The organism is Pantoea sp. X-Soil-ISGK-275, assembly GCF_059730795.1.
Genome location: NZ_AP035976.1, coordinates 3,921,263 through 3,939,825, shown reverse-complemented (window position 1 = coordinate 3,939,825; position 18,563 = coordinate 3,921,263). Strand labels below are relative to the sequence as shown.

At 54.7% G+C, this 18,563-nt stretch carries 17 protein-coding genes; 9 read left to right on the top strand and 8 right to left on the bottom strand.

Features of this window, described 5'->3' with window-relative positions; translation table 11 throughout:
- The first annotated feature begins 2 nt into the window (after nt 1–2).
- The 3 genes from rhmD to yfaU are packed head-to-tail and all read left to right on the top strand — an operon-like array spanning nt 3 to nt 3,354.
- Entirely contained in the window at nt 3–1,205 is a 1,203-nt protein-coding gene (gene rhmD / locus AC6I8A_RS18340; RefSeq protein ID WP_008108157.1) for an L-rhamnonate dehydratase, read from the top strand.
- Nucleotides 1,206–1,253: 48 nt separating this feature from the next.
- The gene (locus AC6I8A_RS18335) at nt 1,254–2,540 is read left to right on the top strand and encodes an MFS transporter (RefSeq protein ID WP_154157249.1); all 1,287 of its coding nucleotides are present in this window, start codon (nt 1,254–1,256) and stop codon (nt 2,538–2,540) included.
- Between the two features lie 13 nt (nt 2,541–2,553).
- On the top strand, nt 2,554–3,354 hold the full coding sequence (yfaU, locus tag AC6I8A_RS18330) for a 2-keto-3-deoxy-L-rhamnonate aldolase (RefSeq protein WP_497818875.1): 801 nt from the start codon (nt 2,554–2,556) through the stop codon (nt 3,352–3,354).
- A gap of 110 nt (nt 3,355–3,464) precedes the next feature.
- On the opposite strand, the gene AC6I8A_RS18325 is transcribed toward yfaU, so the two are convergent.
- Entirely contained in the window at nt 3,465–3,956 is a 492-nt protein-coding gene (locus tag AC6I8A_RS18325; protein WP_436332482.1) for an AraC family transcriptional regulator, read from the bottom strand.
- Nucleotides 3,957–4,274: 318 nt separating this feature from the next.
- On the opposite strand from AC6I8A_RS18325, the gene AC6I8A_RS18320 reads away from it, so the two are divergent.
- Complete coding sequence (locus AC6I8A_RS18320) at nt 4,275–5,297, top strand: alpha/beta fold hydrolase (protein ID WP_312180457.1); 1,023 nt, start codon at nt 4,275–4,277, stop codon at nt 5,295–5,297.
- 30 nt (nt 5,298–5,327) lie between these two features.
- Here AC6I8A_RS18320 and AC6I8A_RS18315 read toward each other — a convergent pair whose 3' ends face one another.
- From AC6I8A_RS18315 to proP, 3 genes are all read right to left on the bottom strand, one after another.
- Entirely contained in the window at nt 5,328–6,299 is a 972-nt protein-coding gene (locus AC6I8A_RS18315) for a GGDEF domain-containing protein (RefSeq protein ID WP_256697716.1), read from the bottom strand.
- A gap of 109 nt (nt 6,300–6,408) precedes the next feature.
- A complete protein-coding gene (gene hemB, locus AC6I8A_RS18310) occupies nt 6,409–7,386 on the bottom strand; it encodes a porphobilinogen synthase (RefSeq protein ID WP_256697715.1) in 978 nt (325 codons plus the stop codon).
- Between the two features lie 116 nt (nt 7,387–7,502).
- Nucleotides 7,503–9,008, bottom strand: a complete 1,506-nt coding sequence (gene proP, locus AC6I8A_RS18305) for a glycine betaine/L-proline transporter ProP (protein WP_256697714.1) — start codon at nt 9,006–9,008, stop codon at nt 7,503–7,505.
- A 462-nt stretch (nt 9,009–9,470) separates the two neighbouring features.
- Between proP and AC6I8A_RS18300 the strand changes: the two genes are divergently transcribed.
- The 3 genes from AC6I8A_RS18300 to AC6I8A_RS18290 all read left to right on the top strand — a co-directional run bounded on the left by AC6I8A_RS18300 (nt 9,471) and on the right by AC6I8A_RS18290 (nt 11,211).
- Nucleotides 9,471–10,157: a hypothetical protein gene (locus tag AC6I8A_RS18300; protein ID WP_497818874.1), complete on the top strand. Its 687-nt coding sequence runs from the start codon at nt 9,471–9,473 to the stop codon at nt 10,155–10,157.
- Nucleotides 10,150–10,620 (top strand): hypothetical protein, encoded by a 471-nt coding sequence (locus AC6I8A_RS18295; RefSeq protein ID WP_265302599.1) that lies wholly within the window; start codon nt 10,150–10,152, stop codon nt 10,618–10,620. Before AC6I8A_RS18300 ends, AC6I8A_RS18295 begins: the two co-directional genes overlap by 8 nt.
- A gap of 111 nt (nt 10,621–10,731) precedes the next feature.
- Entirely contained in the window at nt 10,732–11,211 is a 480-nt protein-coding gene (locus AC6I8A_RS18290; RefSeq protein WP_497818873.1) for a hypothetical protein, read from the top strand.
- On the opposite strand, the gene AC6I8A_RS18285 is transcribed toward AC6I8A_RS18290, so the two are convergent.
- On the bottom strand, nt 11,203–12,162 hold the full coding sequence (locus AC6I8A_RS18285) for a D-2-hydroxyacid dehydrogenase family protein (RefSeq protein WP_256697710.1): 960 nt from the start codon (nt 12,160–12,162) through the stop codon (nt 11,203–11,205). The two genes, AC6I8A_RS18290 and AC6I8A_RS18285, sit on opposite strands and share 9 nt — an antisense overlap.
- The gene (locus AC6I8A_RS18280) at nt 12,137–13,741 is read right to left on the bottom strand and encodes an EAL domain-containing protein (protein WP_497818872.1); all 1,605 of its coding nucleotides are present in this window, start codon (nt 13,739–13,741) and stop codon (nt 12,137–12,139) included. Before AC6I8A_RS18280 ends, AC6I8A_RS18285 begins: the two co-directional genes overlap by 26 nt.
- A gap of 238 nt (nt 13,742–13,979) precedes the next feature.
- On the opposite strand from AC6I8A_RS18280, the gene AC6I8A_RS18275 reads away from it, so the two are divergent.
- Both AC6I8A_RS18275 and AC6I8A_RS18270 read left to right on the top strand, forming a co-directional pair.
- Nucleotides 13,980–14,744, top strand: coding sequence for a class II aldolase/adducin family protein (locus AC6I8A_RS18275; RefSeq protein ID WP_256697707.1), 765 nt, complete (start codon nt 13,980–13,982; stop codon nt 14,742–14,744).
- 10 nt (nt 14,745–14,754) lie between these two features.
- Complete coding sequence (locus AC6I8A_RS18270) at nt 14,755–15,699, top strand: ABC transporter substrate-binding protein (protein ID WP_497818871.1); 945 nt, start codon at nt 14,755–14,757, stop codon at nt 15,697–15,699.
- Nucleotides 15,700–15,734: 35 nt separating this feature from the next.
- Here AC6I8A_RS18270 and AC6I8A_RS18265 read toward each other — a convergent pair whose 3' ends face one another.
- The gene (locus tag AC6I8A_RS18265) at nt 15,735–16,781 is read right to left on the bottom strand and encodes an AI-2E family transporter (RefSeq protein WP_256697705.1); all 1,047 of its coding nucleotides are present in this window, start codon (nt 16,779–16,781) and stop codon (nt 15,735–15,737) included.
- A gap of 132 nt (nt 16,782–16,913) precedes the next feature.
- Entirely contained in the window at nt 16,914–18,563 is a 1,650-nt protein-coding gene (locus tag AC6I8A_RS18260; protein WP_497818870.1) for an ABC transporter permease, read from the bottom strand.

Below are 18,563 nucleotides of genomic sequence, written 5' to 3'. Positions count from 1 at the left end.
GCATGTCCCTACCTAAAATTAAAACTGTCCGCGCCTACTTTGCCGGTGGCGCTACCGCTGATAAAGCGGCGGCTGGCGGCGATTATCACGATCAAGGTGCCAATCACTGGATTGACGACCACGTCGCCACGCCAATGAGCAAATACAAGCAGTATGAGCAGTCACGTCAATCCTTTGGCATCAACGTATTAGGCACGCTGATCGTGGAAGTTGAAGCCGATAACGGTCAAACCGGTTTCGCCATTACCACCGGTGGCGAAATGGGCTGTTTCATCGTGGAAAAGCATCTCAACCGCTTTCTTGAAGGGCGCTGCGTCAGCGATATCAAACTGATTCACGACCAGATGATGAATGCCACCATGTATTACGCCGGATCGGGCGGGTTGGTGATGAACACCATTTCATGTGTCGACTTGGCGCTGTGGGATCTGTTCGGCAAAGTCACCGATCTGCCGGTCTACAAACTGCTGGGCGGCGCGGTGCGCGATGAACTGCAGTTCTATGCCACCGGCGCGCGTCCGGATCTGGCGCAGAAGATGGGCTTTATCGGCGGCAAAATGGCGGTGCAGTGGGGACCGCATGATGGCGATGAAGGCATCCGTAAAGAGGTGGCACGCATCGCTCACTATCGCGAAACCTGCGGCCCGGATTTCTGGCTGATGCTCGATTGCTGGATGAGTCAGGACGTCAATTTCGCCACCAAACTGGCGCACGCCTGCGCACCTTATAACGTCAAGTGGCTGGAAGAGTGTTTGCCGCCGCAACAGTTCGAAGGTTACGCACAGCTGAAACAGCAAGCGCCGCAGGGCATGTTAATCACCAGCGGCGAACATCACGGCACACTGCAATCGTTCCGCACGCTGGCAGAAACCGGCATCGATATTCTGCAGCCGGATGTGGGTTGGTGCGGCGGCCTGACAACGCTGGTTGAGGTAGCGGCGCTGGCGAAATCACGCGGCCAGCTGGTGGTGCCGCATGGCTCTTCGGTTTACTCGCATCATGCGGTGATCACCTTCACCAACAGCCCTTTCAGTGAATTCCTGATGACCAGCCCGGATTGCAGCACGCTGCGTCCACAGTTTGATCCGCTACTGATCAACGAACCGGTGCCGGTTAACGGTCGTATGCACAAATCGGTACTGGATAAACCGGGCTTCGGCGTGGAACTGAATCGCGATGGACTGAAGCGTCCTTATCAACACTAATCGCAGCGGCTGCGGCGACGCGTCGCAGCCGTGCGTGAGGGTTTTACCATGGATAATCTGGTGTTAAGCGCGGTTAAAAAGAACCGCGCACGTCTTATTCCTTTCATGTTGATGCTCTACGTGCTGGCGTTTCTGGATCGCGCCAACATCGGTTTTGCCAAAGAGGCGTATCAACTGGATACCGGCCTGAGTAATGAAGCTTACGCGTTAGGTGCCGGAATCTTCTTTGTGGTGTACGCGCTACTTGGCGTACCGGCTAATTTGTTAATGAAGCGATTCGGTGCACGCAGCTGGATTGGCGGCACCACGCTGCTGTGGGGATTTCTTTCTGCGGCGATGGCATTTGCAGATACCGAAGCCAAATTCCTGCTGGTGCGCACCTTGCTCGGCGCTGCTGAGGCGGGTTTCTTTCCCGGCATGATTTATCTCACCTCGCTGTGGTTCCCGCAGCAGCAGCGCGCCAGCGTTATGGGGCTGTTTTATATGGGCGCGCCGCTGGCGTTGACGCTGGGTTCACCGCTTTCTGGCGCACTGCTGGAAATGCACGGCGTGCTGGGCCATCCCGGCTGGTTCTGGATGTTTATCATTGAAGGATTGCTGGCGGTAGCGGCCGGTGTTTTCACCTTCAGCTATATCGACGATACGCCGGCAAAAGCGCGTTTTCTCAGCGCCGAGGAGAAACAGGCGCTGCAACGTCAGCTGGACAGTGAAGAGCAGCAAAAGCCGACGTCACATCTGCGTGATGCGCTGCGCAATGGTCGCGTCTGGCAACTCGCCATCATCTACATGACCATCCAGATTGCGGTATATGGACTGATCTTCTTCCTGCCATCGCAAGTGGCGGCGCTGTTGGGCACCAAAGTCGGTTTCCTCGCCTCGCTAGTGGCGGCGATTCCGTGGGTTGCCGCGCTGTTTGGCACCTGGCTGATTCCGCGCTATTCCGATCGCAGCGGCGAGCGTCGCCGGGTGGCGGCGTTTACGTTGCTGGCGGCGGCTGTCGGGATTGGTTTGTCCGGATTGGTTTCACCGCTGTTGGCCATCATTGCGCTTAGCGTCGCGGCGGTGGGGTTTATTGCCGTGCAGCCGGTGTTCTGGACCATGCCGACGCAGCTGCTTTCTGGTACCGCGCTGGCGGCTGGCATCGGCTTCGTCAACTTGTTTGGCGCCGTGGGTGGCTTCCTCGCGCCGCTGATTCGCGTAAATGCCGAGATGCAATTTAACAGCAGCGCCGCCGGATTGCTGGCGCTGGCGCTGATTGCCGCCATCGGTTCACTCATTATCCTCAGCCTGAAAGTGGAGCGTCAGTTGCCGCACTCTCAGCAGGCAAGTCATTGAGTTAGGAGAAGCTATGCAGGACCCATTAAAAAATCCTTTCAAAGCCGGATTGGCTAAAGGTGAAACGCAGATTGGCTTGTGGCTGAGCAGCACCTCGTCGTATCTGGCCGAAATTGCCGCCACCAGCGGCTACGACTGGCTACTGATTGATGGCGAACACGCCCCGAATACCGTGCAGGATCTCTATCATCAATTGCAGGCGGTCGCGCCTTATCGCAGCCAGCCGGTGATTCGTCCGATTGAATTCCAGACCGCATTGATTAAGCAGGTGCTGGATATCGGTGCGCGTACCTTGCTGGTACCGATGATCGATAGCGCCGAGCAGGCAAAAGCGCTGGTGCAGGCGACGCGTTATCCACCTTACGGTACGCGCGGCGTCGGCGCTGGCGTGGCGCGGGCGGCACGTTGGGGACGCGTGGAAAATTACATGGCGTGCGCCAATGAAGAGTTGTGCCTGTTGATTCAGGCCGAAAGCAAAACGGCGATTGATAATCTGGATGCGTTACTGGAAGTAGAAGGCGTTGACGGGATATTTATTGGCCCGGCAGATTTATCCGCTTCATTAGGTTATCCCGATAATGCCGCGCATCCTGAAGTGCAGAAGGTGATTGAGCACAGTATTAAACGCATCCACAGCGCGGGAAAAGCGGCCGGTTTTCTGGCAGTGAATCTTGAAATGGCAGAACGCGCCATTAGTTGGGGGGCAAACTTTGTTGCTGTCGGTGTGGATACCATGCTGTATACCGATGCGCTGGATAATCGGCTCGCGCATTTTAAAAAGAGCGTAAATGCGCTGAATAAATCGAGTTACTAATTGAGAAACGGATGGTATTCCATCCGTTTTTCATTGGTGAAATAGAGCATTTAATTGAAATGAATAAGTCTGTTGATGTCAAAAGGCGTTAATAAAAGATCGGTTATTTATCAACGCATCACACAACCGATTCGGGGTGGAAATCTATCGTTGCGCGCTAGCGGCGTAACAATATCTTTAGCACGTTCTGTGGCATCAAAACCCGCTTGACGACACAGCATGCAGGGATCGTTGCTTTCTCGCATTGCTTGTTTGGTTTCATCATCGAGCTGGCGCTTGCGGCAATACAGCGGTGTGCAGCCTAATACATGCTTAAACGACCGGGTAAAGGATTGCTGACTTTCGAAATGGTATTTAACCGCCAGACTGATAATCGGCACGTTGCTGGCTTTTAAGTCATTGATACATTGAACCAGTTTCTTTTTGCGGATGTAGCGTGCCAGCGTTTCATTGTGATAGCGGGCGAAGAGTTTCTGCAAATACCATTTAGAATAGCCGGACTTTAGTGCGATATCATCGATGCTTAAACGTTGATCCAGATTAGCCATAATCCATTCGGTTACCGAATCAATTACCCCTTCATTGTATTTTTGCTGTGTCATCATAGTCCTCCATTAACACGCACAGAGTGTAATTTAATTAATCTTTCCAATCTGCAATTAATGTAAAGTTTTCTGATTATTGAGCTATTTTGTTATTTGTCATCAAGACCGGTCTTGGTTTTAGTGAATTTACAGGTTTTCTTGTTGTGATGGTGTTGAATATTTACTGTAATAACGGGCGTTATTATTAACTCAAATTTTTCATCGCGTTGTGATGCTTAATAGTAAAAGGCGTATTTTTTTGGCGGCACACTTCATCAATACTTAACGCGAATTAACGTGCCAGACTGAAGGTTTTCACTCTTGAGGAATGGCGCTATGGATTTTCGTTTCAAGCCAAAACAGTCACTTGCCGTTATTCTGGCATCAATCGCGCTCTGCGTTAGCGCCCCGGCGCTCGCTGCCAATGTGTATGGCGAGCAGTTGGAGGGCTTCAACTATCCCTATCCTCTGCAGCACTTTAATTTCACCTCGCAGCAGCAAGCGCTGAGTATGGGCTATATGGATGTCAAACCTACGCAGCAGGCCAACGGCAAAACCGTGGTGCTGATGCACGGCAAGAACTTCTGTGGCGCAACCTGGGACGACACCATCAAAGCGCTGAGCCAGAAAGGTTATCGGGTGATTGCGCCGGATCAGATTGGCTTCTGCAGCTCAACCAAACCCGCTAACTATCAATACACTTTCCAGCAGCTGGCGCAGAACACCCATCAGCTGTTGCAGCAGCTGGGTATCGACAACGCCATTATTGTTGGGCATTCCACCGGCGGCATGCTGGCGACGCGCTATGCGCTGATGTACCCACAGCAAACGCAGAAGCTGGTGCTGGTCAATCCCATCGGTTTAGAAGACTGGAAAGCCAAAGGCGCGCCGTGGCGCTCGGTGGATCAGTGGTATCAACGTGAACTCAAGCTGGATGCGGCGGGTATCAAGAAGTATGAACAGCAGACTTATTACAGCGGCCAGTGGAAGCCGGAGTATGACAAATGGGTCGATATGCTGGCCGGACTGAACAGCGGACCGGGTCACAAGAAAGTGGCGTGGAACTCGGCGTTAATCTACGACATGATTTTCACACAGCCGGTTTATTACGAATTTAAAGATCTGCGCGTGCCAACCACCTTAATGGTCGGTACCGCCGATACCACGGCGATTGGCAGCGATATCGCGCCGCCGGACGTGAAAGCAAAACTCGGTCATTACAACGTGCTGGGCAAGCAGGTGGCGCAGCTGATTCCCGGCGCTCGCTTAATCGAATTCCCCGGCATGGGCCACGCGCCGCAAATGGAAGAGCCGCAGAAGTTTAATCAGACATTAATCGCCGATTTAGCTGGCAATTAACCGCAGGGTCGCCATTAATGGCGGCCAACATCAACTTAGCTTCTTTTTCCCATTTTTAGCGGCGTACATCCGTTCGTCGCTACCTTCCAGCAATTGTTCCAGCGATTGCGGATGGTCAGGATCGAACTCAACAATGCCCGATGAGAAGTGCAGGGCGTAACGCCGCTCCAGATTCTGGGTTTGCTGTTGCAGGAAACCATCAAAGCGCGCCAACACGCCTTCGGCATCGGCGAGCTGTAAGCCGTTAAACAGCACCACAAACTCATCGCCGCCCAAACGGGCAAAGATATCCGCGTGGCGGAAACTCACTTTCATGGCATCGGCAAAATCCATCAGCGCGCGGTCGCCTTCGCGATGGCCGAGCGTATCGTTAATGGCTTTAAAGCGATCGAGATCGAGGAACGTCAGGCTGGCGGGTAACTGCTTCACCTGGCACTCATTCAGCGCCAGCTGGCCGAGCGTCATAAAGCCACGGCGATTGGTGATTTGCGTCAATTCATCGGAGGTCGCGGTCTGGAAAGCCACCAGCTCCGCTTCCGCCATCGCAGCCAAATCGCGCAGGGTGTGGATATCGTCTGCATCGAACTGGCGCGCATGGTGATCGATAATGCACAGCGTGCCGACTTTAGCACCGGCAGGCGTACGCAACGGGCAACCGGCGTAGAAACGCACCGGATTATCGCTGTTATTTACCAGGGGATTATCGTGGAAGCGTTCATCTTCGAGGGCATTCTCCACCACCATCACATCATCCTGCAGCACGGCGTGGCCGCAGAAAGAGGTATTGCGCGGTGCGGTGGTAGCAGCGTAACCGGCCGCCGATTTGAACCACTGATGGTCCTCTTCCAGCAGGCTGACTAGCGCGACGGGCACGCCAAACAAACGACGGGCAAGGCGGGTTAATCGGTCGAAACGCTCTTCTGCCGGCGTGTGCAGAATGTTGAGCGCACGTAACTGGGCCAGACGATGTGACTCGTCCGCAGGCAGTGCAGGTGCTTTCATCGCGTGACTCTTATTAATTATGGAATGACTGAAACACTGGTGTTGGTGCCATAAAGGCTGAAAGCGCCTGGCAGCGGGATGCGATGTCCGATGCCAGGCGTAATGATAATCAGAGCACTTTTTGCTCGGCGAGATCAAGGGCAAAATAGCTGAAAATGAGATCGGCGCCGGCACGTTTAATCGCGCCCAGGCTTTCCAGAACCACATTACGTTCGTCGATGGCACCCGCCTGTGCGGCGAATTTGATCATCGCGTACTCGCCGCTCACCTGGTACGCCGCCAGCGGCAACGTGGTGCGTTCGCGAATATCGCGCAGGATATCGAGGTAGGCACCCGCCGGTTTCACCATCAGTGAATCTGCGCCTTCCGCTTCATCAAGCAGCGACTCGCGCAGCGCTTCACGGCGGTTCATTGGATTCATCTGATAAGTCTTACGATCGCCTTTCAGCGCGGTACCTGCGGCTTCACGGAACGGGCCGTAGAAGGAGGAGGCGAACTTCGTCGAATACGACATGATGGCGGTATCGGTGAAGCCGGCGGCGTCGAGCGCCTGGCGAATGGCTTTCACCTGGCCATCCATCGCGGCAGAAGGGGCGATAAAGTCGGCACCGGCTTGTGCAGCCACTACGGCTTGCTTACCGAGGTTAATCAGCGTTTGGTCGTTATCAACGCCGTGATCGCACAGTACGCCGCAATGGCCGTGGCTGGTGTATTCGCAGAAACAGGTATCAGACATCACGATCATTTCTGGCACGGTGTCTTTGCAGATACGCGACATACGGGCCACCAAACCGTTTTCGTTCCAGGCATCGCTGCCGGTGGCATCGGTGTGATGGGAAATGCCGAAGGTCATCACTGAACGGATACCCGCTTTGGCGATACGTTCGATCTCATACGCCAAACGTTTCTCGGGAATACGCATCACGCCCGGCATGGCATTTATCGGCACGTAATCGTCCACGCCTTCTTCAACGAAGATAGGCAGCGCCAGATCGTTGATGCTGAGGTTAGATTCCTGGAACATTTCGCGCATTGACGCGCTTTTACGCAGCCTTCTTGGGCGCTGGATCAGATTAAATTCAGACATGCTCTACAACTTATGCAGGTTAAAAAAGTGGCAATAGTTTACCCCTTTTCGGCACTGAGCATGAAGGATTGTGTGCGGAAACGAAAACTCCCGCCGGGCGGCGGGAGTGGGGAAGATTACTCGTTGATGTCCGGATGCTGCTGCACCAGGTTTTTACGTTTCGCCTCAAGCTTGGCGATCTCGTCATCAATATCTTCGATTTTCTGCTCGATGTTGTCGTGATGCTCCTGCAGGATTTCACGTGCTTCATCCATGTCCGACGCGGCTGGCGTGGCACCGCGCAGCGGCTTGTTGGCGGTCTCTTTCATGTAGATACCGGTAATCAAACCAATCACCGCGACAACCATCAGGTAGTAAGCCGGCATGTACAGATTGTTGGTGGCTTCCACTAAATAAGCGGCGAATGTCGGTGTTAAACCGGCAATCAGCACCGAAATGTTGAAGGCACTTGCCAATGCGCTGTAGCGAATGTGGGTGGGGAACATCGCAGGTAGCGATGATGCCATTACACCGGTAAAGGCGTTTAAGATCACGGCCATCAGCAACAGACCGGCAAAAATCAAACCCAGCACGCCGCTGTTAATCAACATGAAGGCCGGAATCGCGAAGGCAAACAGTGCGATACTGCCGATGATGACAAACGGACGACGGCCAAAGCGGTCGCTTAGCATGCCCATTACTGGCTGCACAAACAGCATACCCATCATGATGGCGATAATAATCAACACGCCGTGATCTTCCGAGTAGTGCAGATTATGCGACAGATAACTCGGCATGTAGGTCAGTAGCATGTAGTAGGTCACGTTGGTGGCAATCACCAGACCAATACAGGCCAACAGGCTTTTCCAGTGTTTGGTCGCGATCTCTTTAAACGACACTTTCGGGCCATCGCGCAGACCTTCACGGTCGCCCTGTTCCAGTTTATCAACGTGCTGCTGGAACGCCGGCGTTTCTTCCAGCGCATGACGCAGATACAAGCCAATGATGCCCAGCGGCAGCGCGATAAAGAACGGAATGCGCCAGCCCCACTCGAGGAACTTCTCTTCACCAATGATGGTGGAGATCAGGACTACAACGCCCGCACCCAGCACGAAGCCCGCAATCGAACCGAAGTCGAGCCAGCTGCCCATAAAGCCGCGCTTACGGTCAGGGGAATACTCGGCAACGAAGATCGATGCGCCGGTATATTCACCGCCTACCGAGAAGCCCTGCGCCATTTTTGCCAGCAGCAGCAGGATCGGTGCCCAGATGCCAATGGAGGCATAAGAGGGTATCAAGCCAATACAGAAGGTACTGATCGACATGATGACAATGGTGATAGAGAGAATTTTCTGGCGACCATATTTGTCGCCCAACATGCCGAAGAACAAACCACCGAGTGGACGAATCAGGAACGGAACTGAGAACGTACCCAGTGCAGCAATCATCTGTACACTTGGTGAAGCATCCGGGAAGAACACCTTACCCAGCGCATAAGCCACAAAGCCATAAACACCAAAATCAAACCATTCCATCGCGTTGCCCAGCGAGGCTGCGGTAATGGCTTTACGTAAACGGGAGTCATCGATAATCGTGACATCATCAATCCCGATAGGTTTTACACGCTTCCTACGTAGTTTCATGCAGATACCCTGTATTGGAATTCGAAAAATCCTCAACGCTGCGGACTCAATAAATGCCAACAGTCCGCGGCGTTGAGAAAATTAAAGCATAGCCGGGAAATAACGTTTTTCCCTGGCCTGCCGGGCAATTATTAGGGGGGTAATGATTGCCAACCGCGACAGAGTATACCGATTTAGTGTGATATTTGTCATGTTTCCCCCATTAACTGGCTATTTTTTAGCTAATGCTGTGGCGTAAACGCGCCTAAAAAAGGGGATTAAATCACGTATCAATCAGTGGTAAACGTGCGCCCTTTGTTGAAACTACATATACTTGCGTAAGTTGCTTTTTTGGAAATCAGGTTACATATGGCGCGCTTTGTTTTATTTGCCAAAAGTCTCTGTTTTGATGCCGATCAACAGGTGTTTTATCCGCTCAATTCTCCTGCACAACGCGTGGCGCTAAGTCCACTGCAAAGCGCAGTGTTACGTCGCGTGTTAAATGCACAAGGAAAATTGGTACGCAATCAGGCGCTGCATGTCCTGTTTCAGCGCGAACCCTCAGATACTCCCTTTGCCGATCGGCTAACCCATTCAATTACCGAGATTAACCGTCTTGCGCAGCAGGCTCATGCGCCGGGCGCCGTCATTCATCAGGTGCCGCTGATTGGCTGTGTGCTGGCAGAACAGGTGGATGTGGAATCCTGCAGTGATGTTGCAGCGCCTGCGGCTGAAGTTGAAAAGCCGGTCACGCCGCAGCCTGAACCTGTTAAAAAAGCGGTCGCCGTGAAGAAAAAATCATGGCTGTTACGCGGAATAGTGTTGGCAGTATTATTGATCAATGCGGTGCTGGCGCTGGTGGCACGCCAGGAGTTTGCTCCAACCAAGCATGTAGGCACGCAATACAAATTTTATGGTCAGGAGGCGCAAACGCAGATCTTTATCGCTGAAGGCCTTTCCGCGAACTCTTTTATCGTTAGAGATGCTCTGCGACGTTTCAAAGAGTTAAAGCCTCATCTAGCGAATGGCGCGACGACGCCCTTACTCTTTATTAATCAGAGCCGTACCCGGGTTCATACCAGCGCTTTTCTCTGCGCCAGACCGATCGCGCAAAAGGATAATGAGTGCATTTCGTGGATGGTGTTTGTTCAGGAGCTTCCGGATGCGTAAAGCATTGCTGAGTTTGGCCGTTATTGTTGTATTCATCCTTCCCTGGGCGTTGGTGCTATTGGTTCGTCCAGTTGAACCTGTGCCAGAATGGTGTGAAGTCCCATATCGCATTGATAATCAAGGAAAACCATCGGGTATGATTAATGCTATTATGCATACTCGTTTTAAAGCGGATGGCAGTGGTTCATCAATGCTGATGGGCACGGTCATAGTGCAAGATCGCCAATATCGGCTGAACCGCGTTTCTGTCAGCAGCTGGCATCGTCAGGGGGATTTCATGTTGGTGAATACCCGTAAAGTGCAGGTAATGGCTGATGACACGGTGCCCGAGGCACTTGCAGTGCAGATACTTTTCACCTCTGCGCGAGAGTCACACAATGATTATTATCAGATGTATCAACTCCCGAACGGCGATCAAATAATCAATTATTCTGGCATGCCGCGGCTTTATTGCCATACCTGATTGCTGCGCAAATAAATAAGAAAAACTTATCATTAAGTGAGGCGGTAAGCACCGCTTGCCAGTTTGTAAGCATTCAGTAATACTCTGCCGCCGTGCTTTGGTGGAGTGTTCATGTCGAGGAAAAACGTCCAGTCTTTTAAGAATCCCTGGCTGTCGATGATCGACAGTGTAGAAATGAATCTTATCAATCTTGTGCCTGCGGCACCGCGTACGGCTGCCGTTTCCAGTACCTCGATTGAGTGGATTAACTGTGGCGAACGTGCCGATGCGCAGCTGGCATTATTGGCGCAACAACCCGATGAACTGCTGCAACGCCTGAAAAGCTGGCGTCAGGCCGGATTACTCTCCAGCCAGGCGATGGAGAGTTTTCGTCAGCTGCAACGGCTGACACAAACCAGCATCGCACGTAACCAACCCATCACGCAGCTTGATGAATATCAGCAATTAGTGGGCCAGTTAACGCCGACGCTGGAGCGCATTAATCAACGTCTTAACGCCCAGCGCGATTTGCCGAATGGCGCGCTGGCGGAAGATAGTCTCGAAGTCGCGCTGCGTATTGCTGAAAAACGTCGCGCAGGCCGTTTAGAGTAACGAGCGCAGCGGCGCACCGGTCAACCATCCCTGAATATCTTCCACCGCCTGCGTAAAGTAGGTGCGGTAATTGCTGTCGGCAACATAGCCGAGATGCGGCGTTGCCAGCACATTCGGCAGCAGACGCAACGGATGATCCGCAGGAAGCGGCTCCTGTTCAAACACATCCAACCCCGCACCGGCTAACTGGCCTGATTGCAGCGCAGCGATCATCGCCTGTTGATCAACAATCCCGGCTCGCGAGGTATTAATAAGTAGCGCGCCAGGCTTCATCTGCGCCAGCGCCGCCGCATCGACCAAATGGCGTGAGCGCTCGCTTAACACCAGATGAATCGACACCACATCGCTGCTGTTGAGCAGTGCTTCCAGCGAAAGCGAGCGCTCAACGCCACACTCGGCGGCGCGTTCAGCGGTTAAATTCTGGCTCCACGCACACACGCGCATGCCAAACGCCTGCGCCACTTTTGCCATCTCGCCGCCAATTTTACCCAGTCCGAGCAATCCCAGCGTTTTGCCCTGCAGACTCATGCCTAAGGTGTGCTGCCACGCGCCGTTGCTGCGCAGGGCCAGATTCTCAGGCACGATATGGCGCGCCAGCCCAAGCAGCAATCCCCACGTCAGTTCCAGCGGGGCCGCGCTGCTGCTGGCGGTGCCACATACCGCGATATAGCGTTCTGCGCAGGCATCTAAATCAATAGAGGCATTACGCATGCCGGAAGTGACCACCATTTTCAGATTAGGCAAACGGCCAATCAGCTCGGCGCTGAGCGGCGTGCGTTCACGCATCACCACCAGAATGTCGGCGTGGGCGATGTGCTTAACCAGTTGATCCTGGTCGGCGACATGTTCAGTCAGGGAAGTGGTGTTAACCAGTGGGGCGAGAGACGCCCAATCGGCAAGCGACTGGGCGATGTTCTGGTAATCATCAAGAATGATGCAGTTCAGGCTCATGATGTTCCTCAGCGAGAAGTGGCTTGTGTCCTTGCTCGCTGAGCCAGGCACGCAGCCGGTCATTATCCAGCGGACGGGCATAATAGTAGCCCTGAATAAATATCACACCACGCTGCCGTAAGTACTCAAATTGCGTTGCGGTCTCTATGCCTTCGCCGAGTACATCCAGTTCCAGCTTGTGAGACAGATTAATAATCGCATCCAGTACCGGCGTTTCGACGTCGAGGCCTTCGATGGCGTTAATGAAGCCGCGATCGATTTTCAGATAATCCAGCGGGAAGGTGAGCAGATAGGTCAGCGAGCAGTGGCCGGTGCCGAAATCATCGATTGCGACTTTCATGCCCTGCGCGCGCAAATGACGCAGCTTAAGCGCCACCATTTCACCATCTTCAATCAGGCTACGTTCGGTCAGCTCAAGCGTGATACACAGCTGTTTATCTTTGATGCGCTCAGCAAACAGCTCGATATCTGCCACGAAATCGGCATGTTGCAGATGTTCTGCTGCCAGATTCAGCCCGATGTGGAAACCGGGTTCGACCTGCCAGCTCTGAATATCTTCAGCCATCAGCTCCAGCAGATGCTGCGTCAGCGGCACAATCATGCCTTCGGCTTCAGCGGCGCTGATAAAGATATCCGGGCGAATCATGTCGCCGTTTGGCCGCTGCCAGCGCAGCAAGGCTTCGGCGCCGGCGCAGGCTTGTAATGTATTGCTGTAAACCGGTTGATAGTGCACCGAGAACTGGCGAGCGCGGATGGCGCGGCCAATCTCATCGTGCCAGGAGATACGGCGACGCAGCCAGTTAGCGGTGAGAATCATCAGCAGAATCGAAAAAATCGCCGCCATCGGCAGGAAGATGAACAGCGCCTGACGCCAGGCTTTCAGCAACTCAGAAGCCGGAACGGTCACATTAACGGTGATGGGATAGCGGCTGGAGTCGGCCTGAAAAGATTCACTATTCATGTACAGCATAGGCCGCGTGTCAGTCGGTCCGCTGGCGATCACCGCACCGCCGCTAAATTGCAGGCTCATGTGGTAGCCACGCGATCCGCCGATAGCGTTCATAAAGTCCATCAAATATTGGCCATCGATGACCGCCCAAAAACCGCTGGTATCGGGGAGCTCGCGCACAAACACCACGGCGGGACGATTCTGGACGCCGTAGGTGCCGCGCACCGAGATGCTCCACCAGGCTTTGCCGGTAATCGGCGGCGGCTGCAGCATCATTTCAGTTAATGTGCCGTGTTGCAGGCCAAAGGCGGACGAGCAGCTGATGTCGCCGCCTTTCAGCATACCAATGGATCGGAAATAGGGATTGAGCGTGCCGGCGCGCTGCAGCTGATCTTCGATTTTTGCGCAAGGTTGATAGTGATACTGACGCAGCTCAGTGATCATATCCCATGCGTTATCACTCATCTTTTCAGCCTGAGTGAGCAAGGTATTGGCGGTGGAAATCTGCTGTTGGTGGACGGTGTGGCGCGCTTCGATGGCGGTACAAAGGATGCCGAGCACCAAGGGTAACAAGCCGGCGCAGACGATTAAGAGCCAGCCAAAATCGTGATGTCGTTTTTTCAGTGGCACCAGACAATCCTCGGTGGGTTTACGCCGTGCATAAGCTGCGGTTGCGGCGTCAGCAGCATACCATTTTCACAGGGCTGTGTAGGGTAGCGATTTAAGAATAAACCGGTCTGATACAGGTCAATGATCATTCTCACTTTGCGTTTACTGACAATGTTTTGCCGTTATTGGCATTTCCCAGCGGCAAAAACGCTATGCCACGATGTTAGGTAAGCACATTGACCTGAAATGAGGAGTGGAAATGAGCACTGAAACCCTGGATGTTACATCGTTACGGCAGCGCATCAGCGAAGGCGAATGGCAGGCGCGCACCAAGCTAGCACAGGCTTACCATCTGGCGGCGAAGCTGCGCTGGACCGACCATATTTACACCCATTTTTCCCTGCGCGTACCGGGCCATCAGCCGCACTTCCTTATCAACGCTTTCGGTCAAACCTTCGATGAAATTCAGGCGGAAACGCTGGTGAAAATCGACATCGACGGCAATATTATTGACGACCCAACCGGGCTGGGAATTAACCTCGCTGGTTTTGTTATTCACAGTGCGATTCACCGCGCACGTCCCGATGCGCACGCCGTGTTGCACACTCATACCGCCGCAGGCATTGGCGTCTCGGCGCAGCGAAACGGCCTGCTGATGATTTCGCAACACAGCACCCGTTTCCATAATCGCCTCGGTTATCACGATTACGAAGGTATCGCGCTGGATCTCGACGAGCAGCAGCGTATCGTTGCCGATCTTGGCGATCTCAACGCGCTGATCCTGCGCAATCACGGTCTGTTAACTAGCGGCGGCAGCATCGAAGAAGCCTTCTACAACCTCTATTACCTCGAGCGCGCCTGCCAGGCCCAGCTGGCGGCACAATCGGGCGGTGCGGATCTGATCATCCTGCCAGATGCCGTTGCCGAGAAAGCCGCGCAGGCGTTTGATAACAGCATTCGCCAGCGCAAATATCAGCTGCACTGGGATGCTTACATCCGTCAGCTCAACCGCAACGCACTTTGAGAATCTCCCAATGAAATGGCTGAAACCGGTAGTTTCTGCGCTGCTGCTGTGCGCGGCGTTTGGCAGTCAGGCGGCGCCTGATTTGAGTAAAGTTACGCTGGTGCTGGGCGATCAGGCGCGCAATCTGCGTTCGCTGATCGAGGCGGCAGATGTGATGAAAGACGCGCCTTATCAATATCGCTGGGCGAATTTCCAGGGAGCGGCACCGCTGTTTGAAGCGCAGCGTGCCGGTGCGGTGGACACCTCGTACGCGGGTGATTTGCCGGTACTGATGGCGGCGTCGGGTGGCGTACCGCTGAAGATTATCGCTACCAATGTGGGAGATGCCGGCTCGAATGGGCTGATCGTTCCTGCCGATTCGCCGATCCACAGCGTGAGGGATCTGGCCGGCAAGCAGATCGTCGTCTCGTCGGCGCGCGGCAGTATTTCGCAGCACTTGCTGTATGAAGCGCTGGAAGAGGCAAAAGTGCCGCGCGATACGGTGCCGGTGCGATTTGTGTTGCCAACCGACGCCAGCGCCGCATTCAACTCCGGGCAGATTGCCGCGTGGGCGACCTTCGATCCCTATTTAGGCATTGCGGAAAAGCATGGCGCGCGTCTGCTGCGTGACGGCAAAGGGTTGACGACCGCGCTGTCGTTTGTCACCGCCACGCAAAGCTCGCTCGACGATCCCGCCAAGCGCGCGGCGATTGCGGATTTCACTCATCGTTTGGCCAAAGCGCGTGAATGGGCGCTGGCGCATCCGCAGCAGTATAACGAGGTTTATGCGCAGTTAACGCGCCTGCAACCGGCGGACGCGCAGCAGATTACTGCGCGTATTTCCCACGGCGTGCGTGGCGTGACGCCAGATGATGTGGCGAAGGTGCAGAAGGTGTCGGACTTGTTCAGCGAGCTGAATATCCTGCCAAACAAAGTCGATGTGCAGGCAATTACCGATAACAGCGTGTTTCAATAAGCGGCGTAGGGTCGCCATTTATGGCGACCTGGCTGTTATCGCGCCCGTTTACCCGGCCGCCCATTACCCAACATAATCGCCAATCGGCTGCCGCCCGGCGTGGTTTCCATCAAAATCTTGGTCACGCTGGTGAGCGGCACCGACAATAACATGCCAACCGGGCCCAGCAGCCATCCCCAGAAAATCAACGACAGAAACACCACCAGCGTCGACAATCCCAGCCCGCGTCCCATTAATCTTGGCTCCAGCATATTGCCGAACACCATGTGAATCGCGCTGAACAGCGCCGCCACCAGCATGGCGTCATAAATATTATTCAGCACCAGCGCCTGAATAAACGGCGGGATGCCGGCGATGATCGGGCCGATATTGGGGATGAAATTAAGGATGAACGCCACCACACCCCAGAACAGCGCGAACTTCACGCCGAGCAGCAGCAGCGACAGCCAAACGGCGACGCCGGTAATCAAACTCACCAACGTTTTCAGCGCCAGATAGTGCGTCACGCCTTTCAGCGCACGGTGCAGACCGGCGATGCGGATCTGCGGATTGACCATCGCGTTACGCATTTTATACGGCAGATGGCGCACCTCAAACAGCATAAATACCACGGTAAGAATCAGCAGCAGCACGTTGGTCATCGCGCCGGACAGCTGTTTCAACACCGATGTGGCCATGTCCATCACCACGTTGGGATCGAGGCGTGCCGCCAGCGCTTCGGTAGAGATGTTGATATGAAAACGCGCGGCAAAATGTTGCACTACGGCCAGCTTTTGCTCCAGCATGGTGCGGATTTGCGGATAGGTATCACTGAAGTCACTGGCCGAACTGGCAAGTACAGCAATAAGTAACAGCACGACGATAAAAATCACGCTGATCACCAAGGTAATCGCCAGGCCACGTTTGACGCCGCGCCGCATCAGCATTGTGACCAGCGGATTGAGCACGATTGCCAGGAAGCTGGCCAGTAAGAAGGGCACCAGAATGTCCGAGGCGGCGCGAATGCCCGCCAGAATAATCACCAGCATCGCCAGTTTTACCAGGATGTTCTGGCCAATTTTTTCCTGTAGCAGGTTGTTCATTCTCTCTCCTGAGACGGTTTTTGCTCAGGAGAGTGTAGTTGATGGAAATTAACCATCTGTTTTTTAAGATAAAGAGAAATCCGGATCGCCGTGCCGTAGGGGCGCCATTTATGGCGACCGCCATTATTATCATCACCGGGCCTGACGCCTCATCAATACCGTCGCAGCCAACATCAAACTCAAACTGGCGAATAGCGTCAGCGTGGCCATCGCCATGCCTTGCCCGACCGAACCTTGTTCGAACTGACGCCAGATAAAGATCGCCACGGTTTGCGTGCCTGCCGGCGCCAGCAGCAGCGAGGTCACCAGCTCGCGCGACGCAACGGCAAACACCATCATCATCGCCGCCAGCAAGCTGGGTGCGACCAGCGGCAGCACAACCAGCCGCAGCGCCTGCAAACGTGATGCGCCGTGCACGCGCGCCGCCGGTTCCAAGGTTGGGGCCAGCTGACGCAGCGCGCTACTGACATAGCGCACCGGCCACGGCAGCAGCAAACAGCTGTACGACAACAGCAGAATAAACATGGTGTTATAGGGCGAAACCGGCCAGAAACCACGATTCCACAGTAGAATCAAACCCACGCCAACCACCACGCCGGGCATCGCCGCAGGAAGCAGCGCCAGACCATCCATCATTGCCAGCAAACGGGTTTTTCCTTCCGACACGCGCCAGGCAATGAGAAAGCCCAGCGCACCGGTCAGCAGCGCCGCGCCAAGCGCCAGGCCAATGCTGGTGGAGAAGGCCGCCAGCGCATCGCCTTGCTGGCTGAACAACGCGCCGAAGTGGCGTAGCGTCAGATTACTGAGATGCAATCCACCGGAGAGCGTATTCAGTAAGCCGCTCAAGGTCATCGCGCCGAGCGGCAGCACCACCGCCAGCAGCACGGTGACAGCAAAAGGCAGTAGCATCAGGTTTTGTAAGCGTCCGGCATGCGCCAGTTCCTGAGTAACAGGTTTACCGCCAACCGCCGTGACATCGCTGCTGCCGGTCAGTTTGCGCTGCAGCAGCCACGCCGTGAGCGCCACCAGGCTCAGCATCAGTGACAGCGATGCCGCGCCGGGCAGATCGATCGGCCAATCGGCGAGTTTGGTTTCAATACCCACGGTCATCAGCGTCAGCTTCGCTTGCGCACCCAGCGCTGCGGGCACGCCGTACTCCTCAATCGCCAGCGTAAATGCCAGCAGCACGCCGCCTGCCAACGCCGGTAAGGTCAGCGGTAAGGTAATGTGCCAGAAGCTGCGCCACGCCGATGCGCCATGCACGCGCGCTACCCAGGCGAGACGTTGTCCGCTCGCCAGCAGCGAACGCGACACCGCAAAATAGACCACCGGGAAGATGTTCAGCGTCATCACGCCAATCATGCCGCTGCTGCTAAATAGCAGGCTGTCGAAGTTGATGCCGGTGAGTTGTTCGATATAACCGTTGCGTTGCAGCGCCAGCGTCCATGACAGCGCCACAATATAGGGCGGCGTCAGAAACGGGATCAGAAACAGCAGATCCCACAACGCCGCGCCCGGCAGGCGGAACAGGCCGCGCAGTGCGCCGAGCGGCAAGCCCAGCAGCAAACTGCACAGCGCCACGCCGCCGCCGATTTTCAGCGTGCCCAGCCACATCGATGCCAGCTGCGGATCGTCCATCAGTGCCGGGAAGGCGCTAAAAGCGCCGCGCCAGCTGCCTTCGCCGAAGTACGGAAACAGCGCTTGCAGCACGATAAACAGCAGCGGCAGCGCCACCAGCAGCAATAACGCCAGCAGAATAAAGCCATTCAGGGCACGCGACAT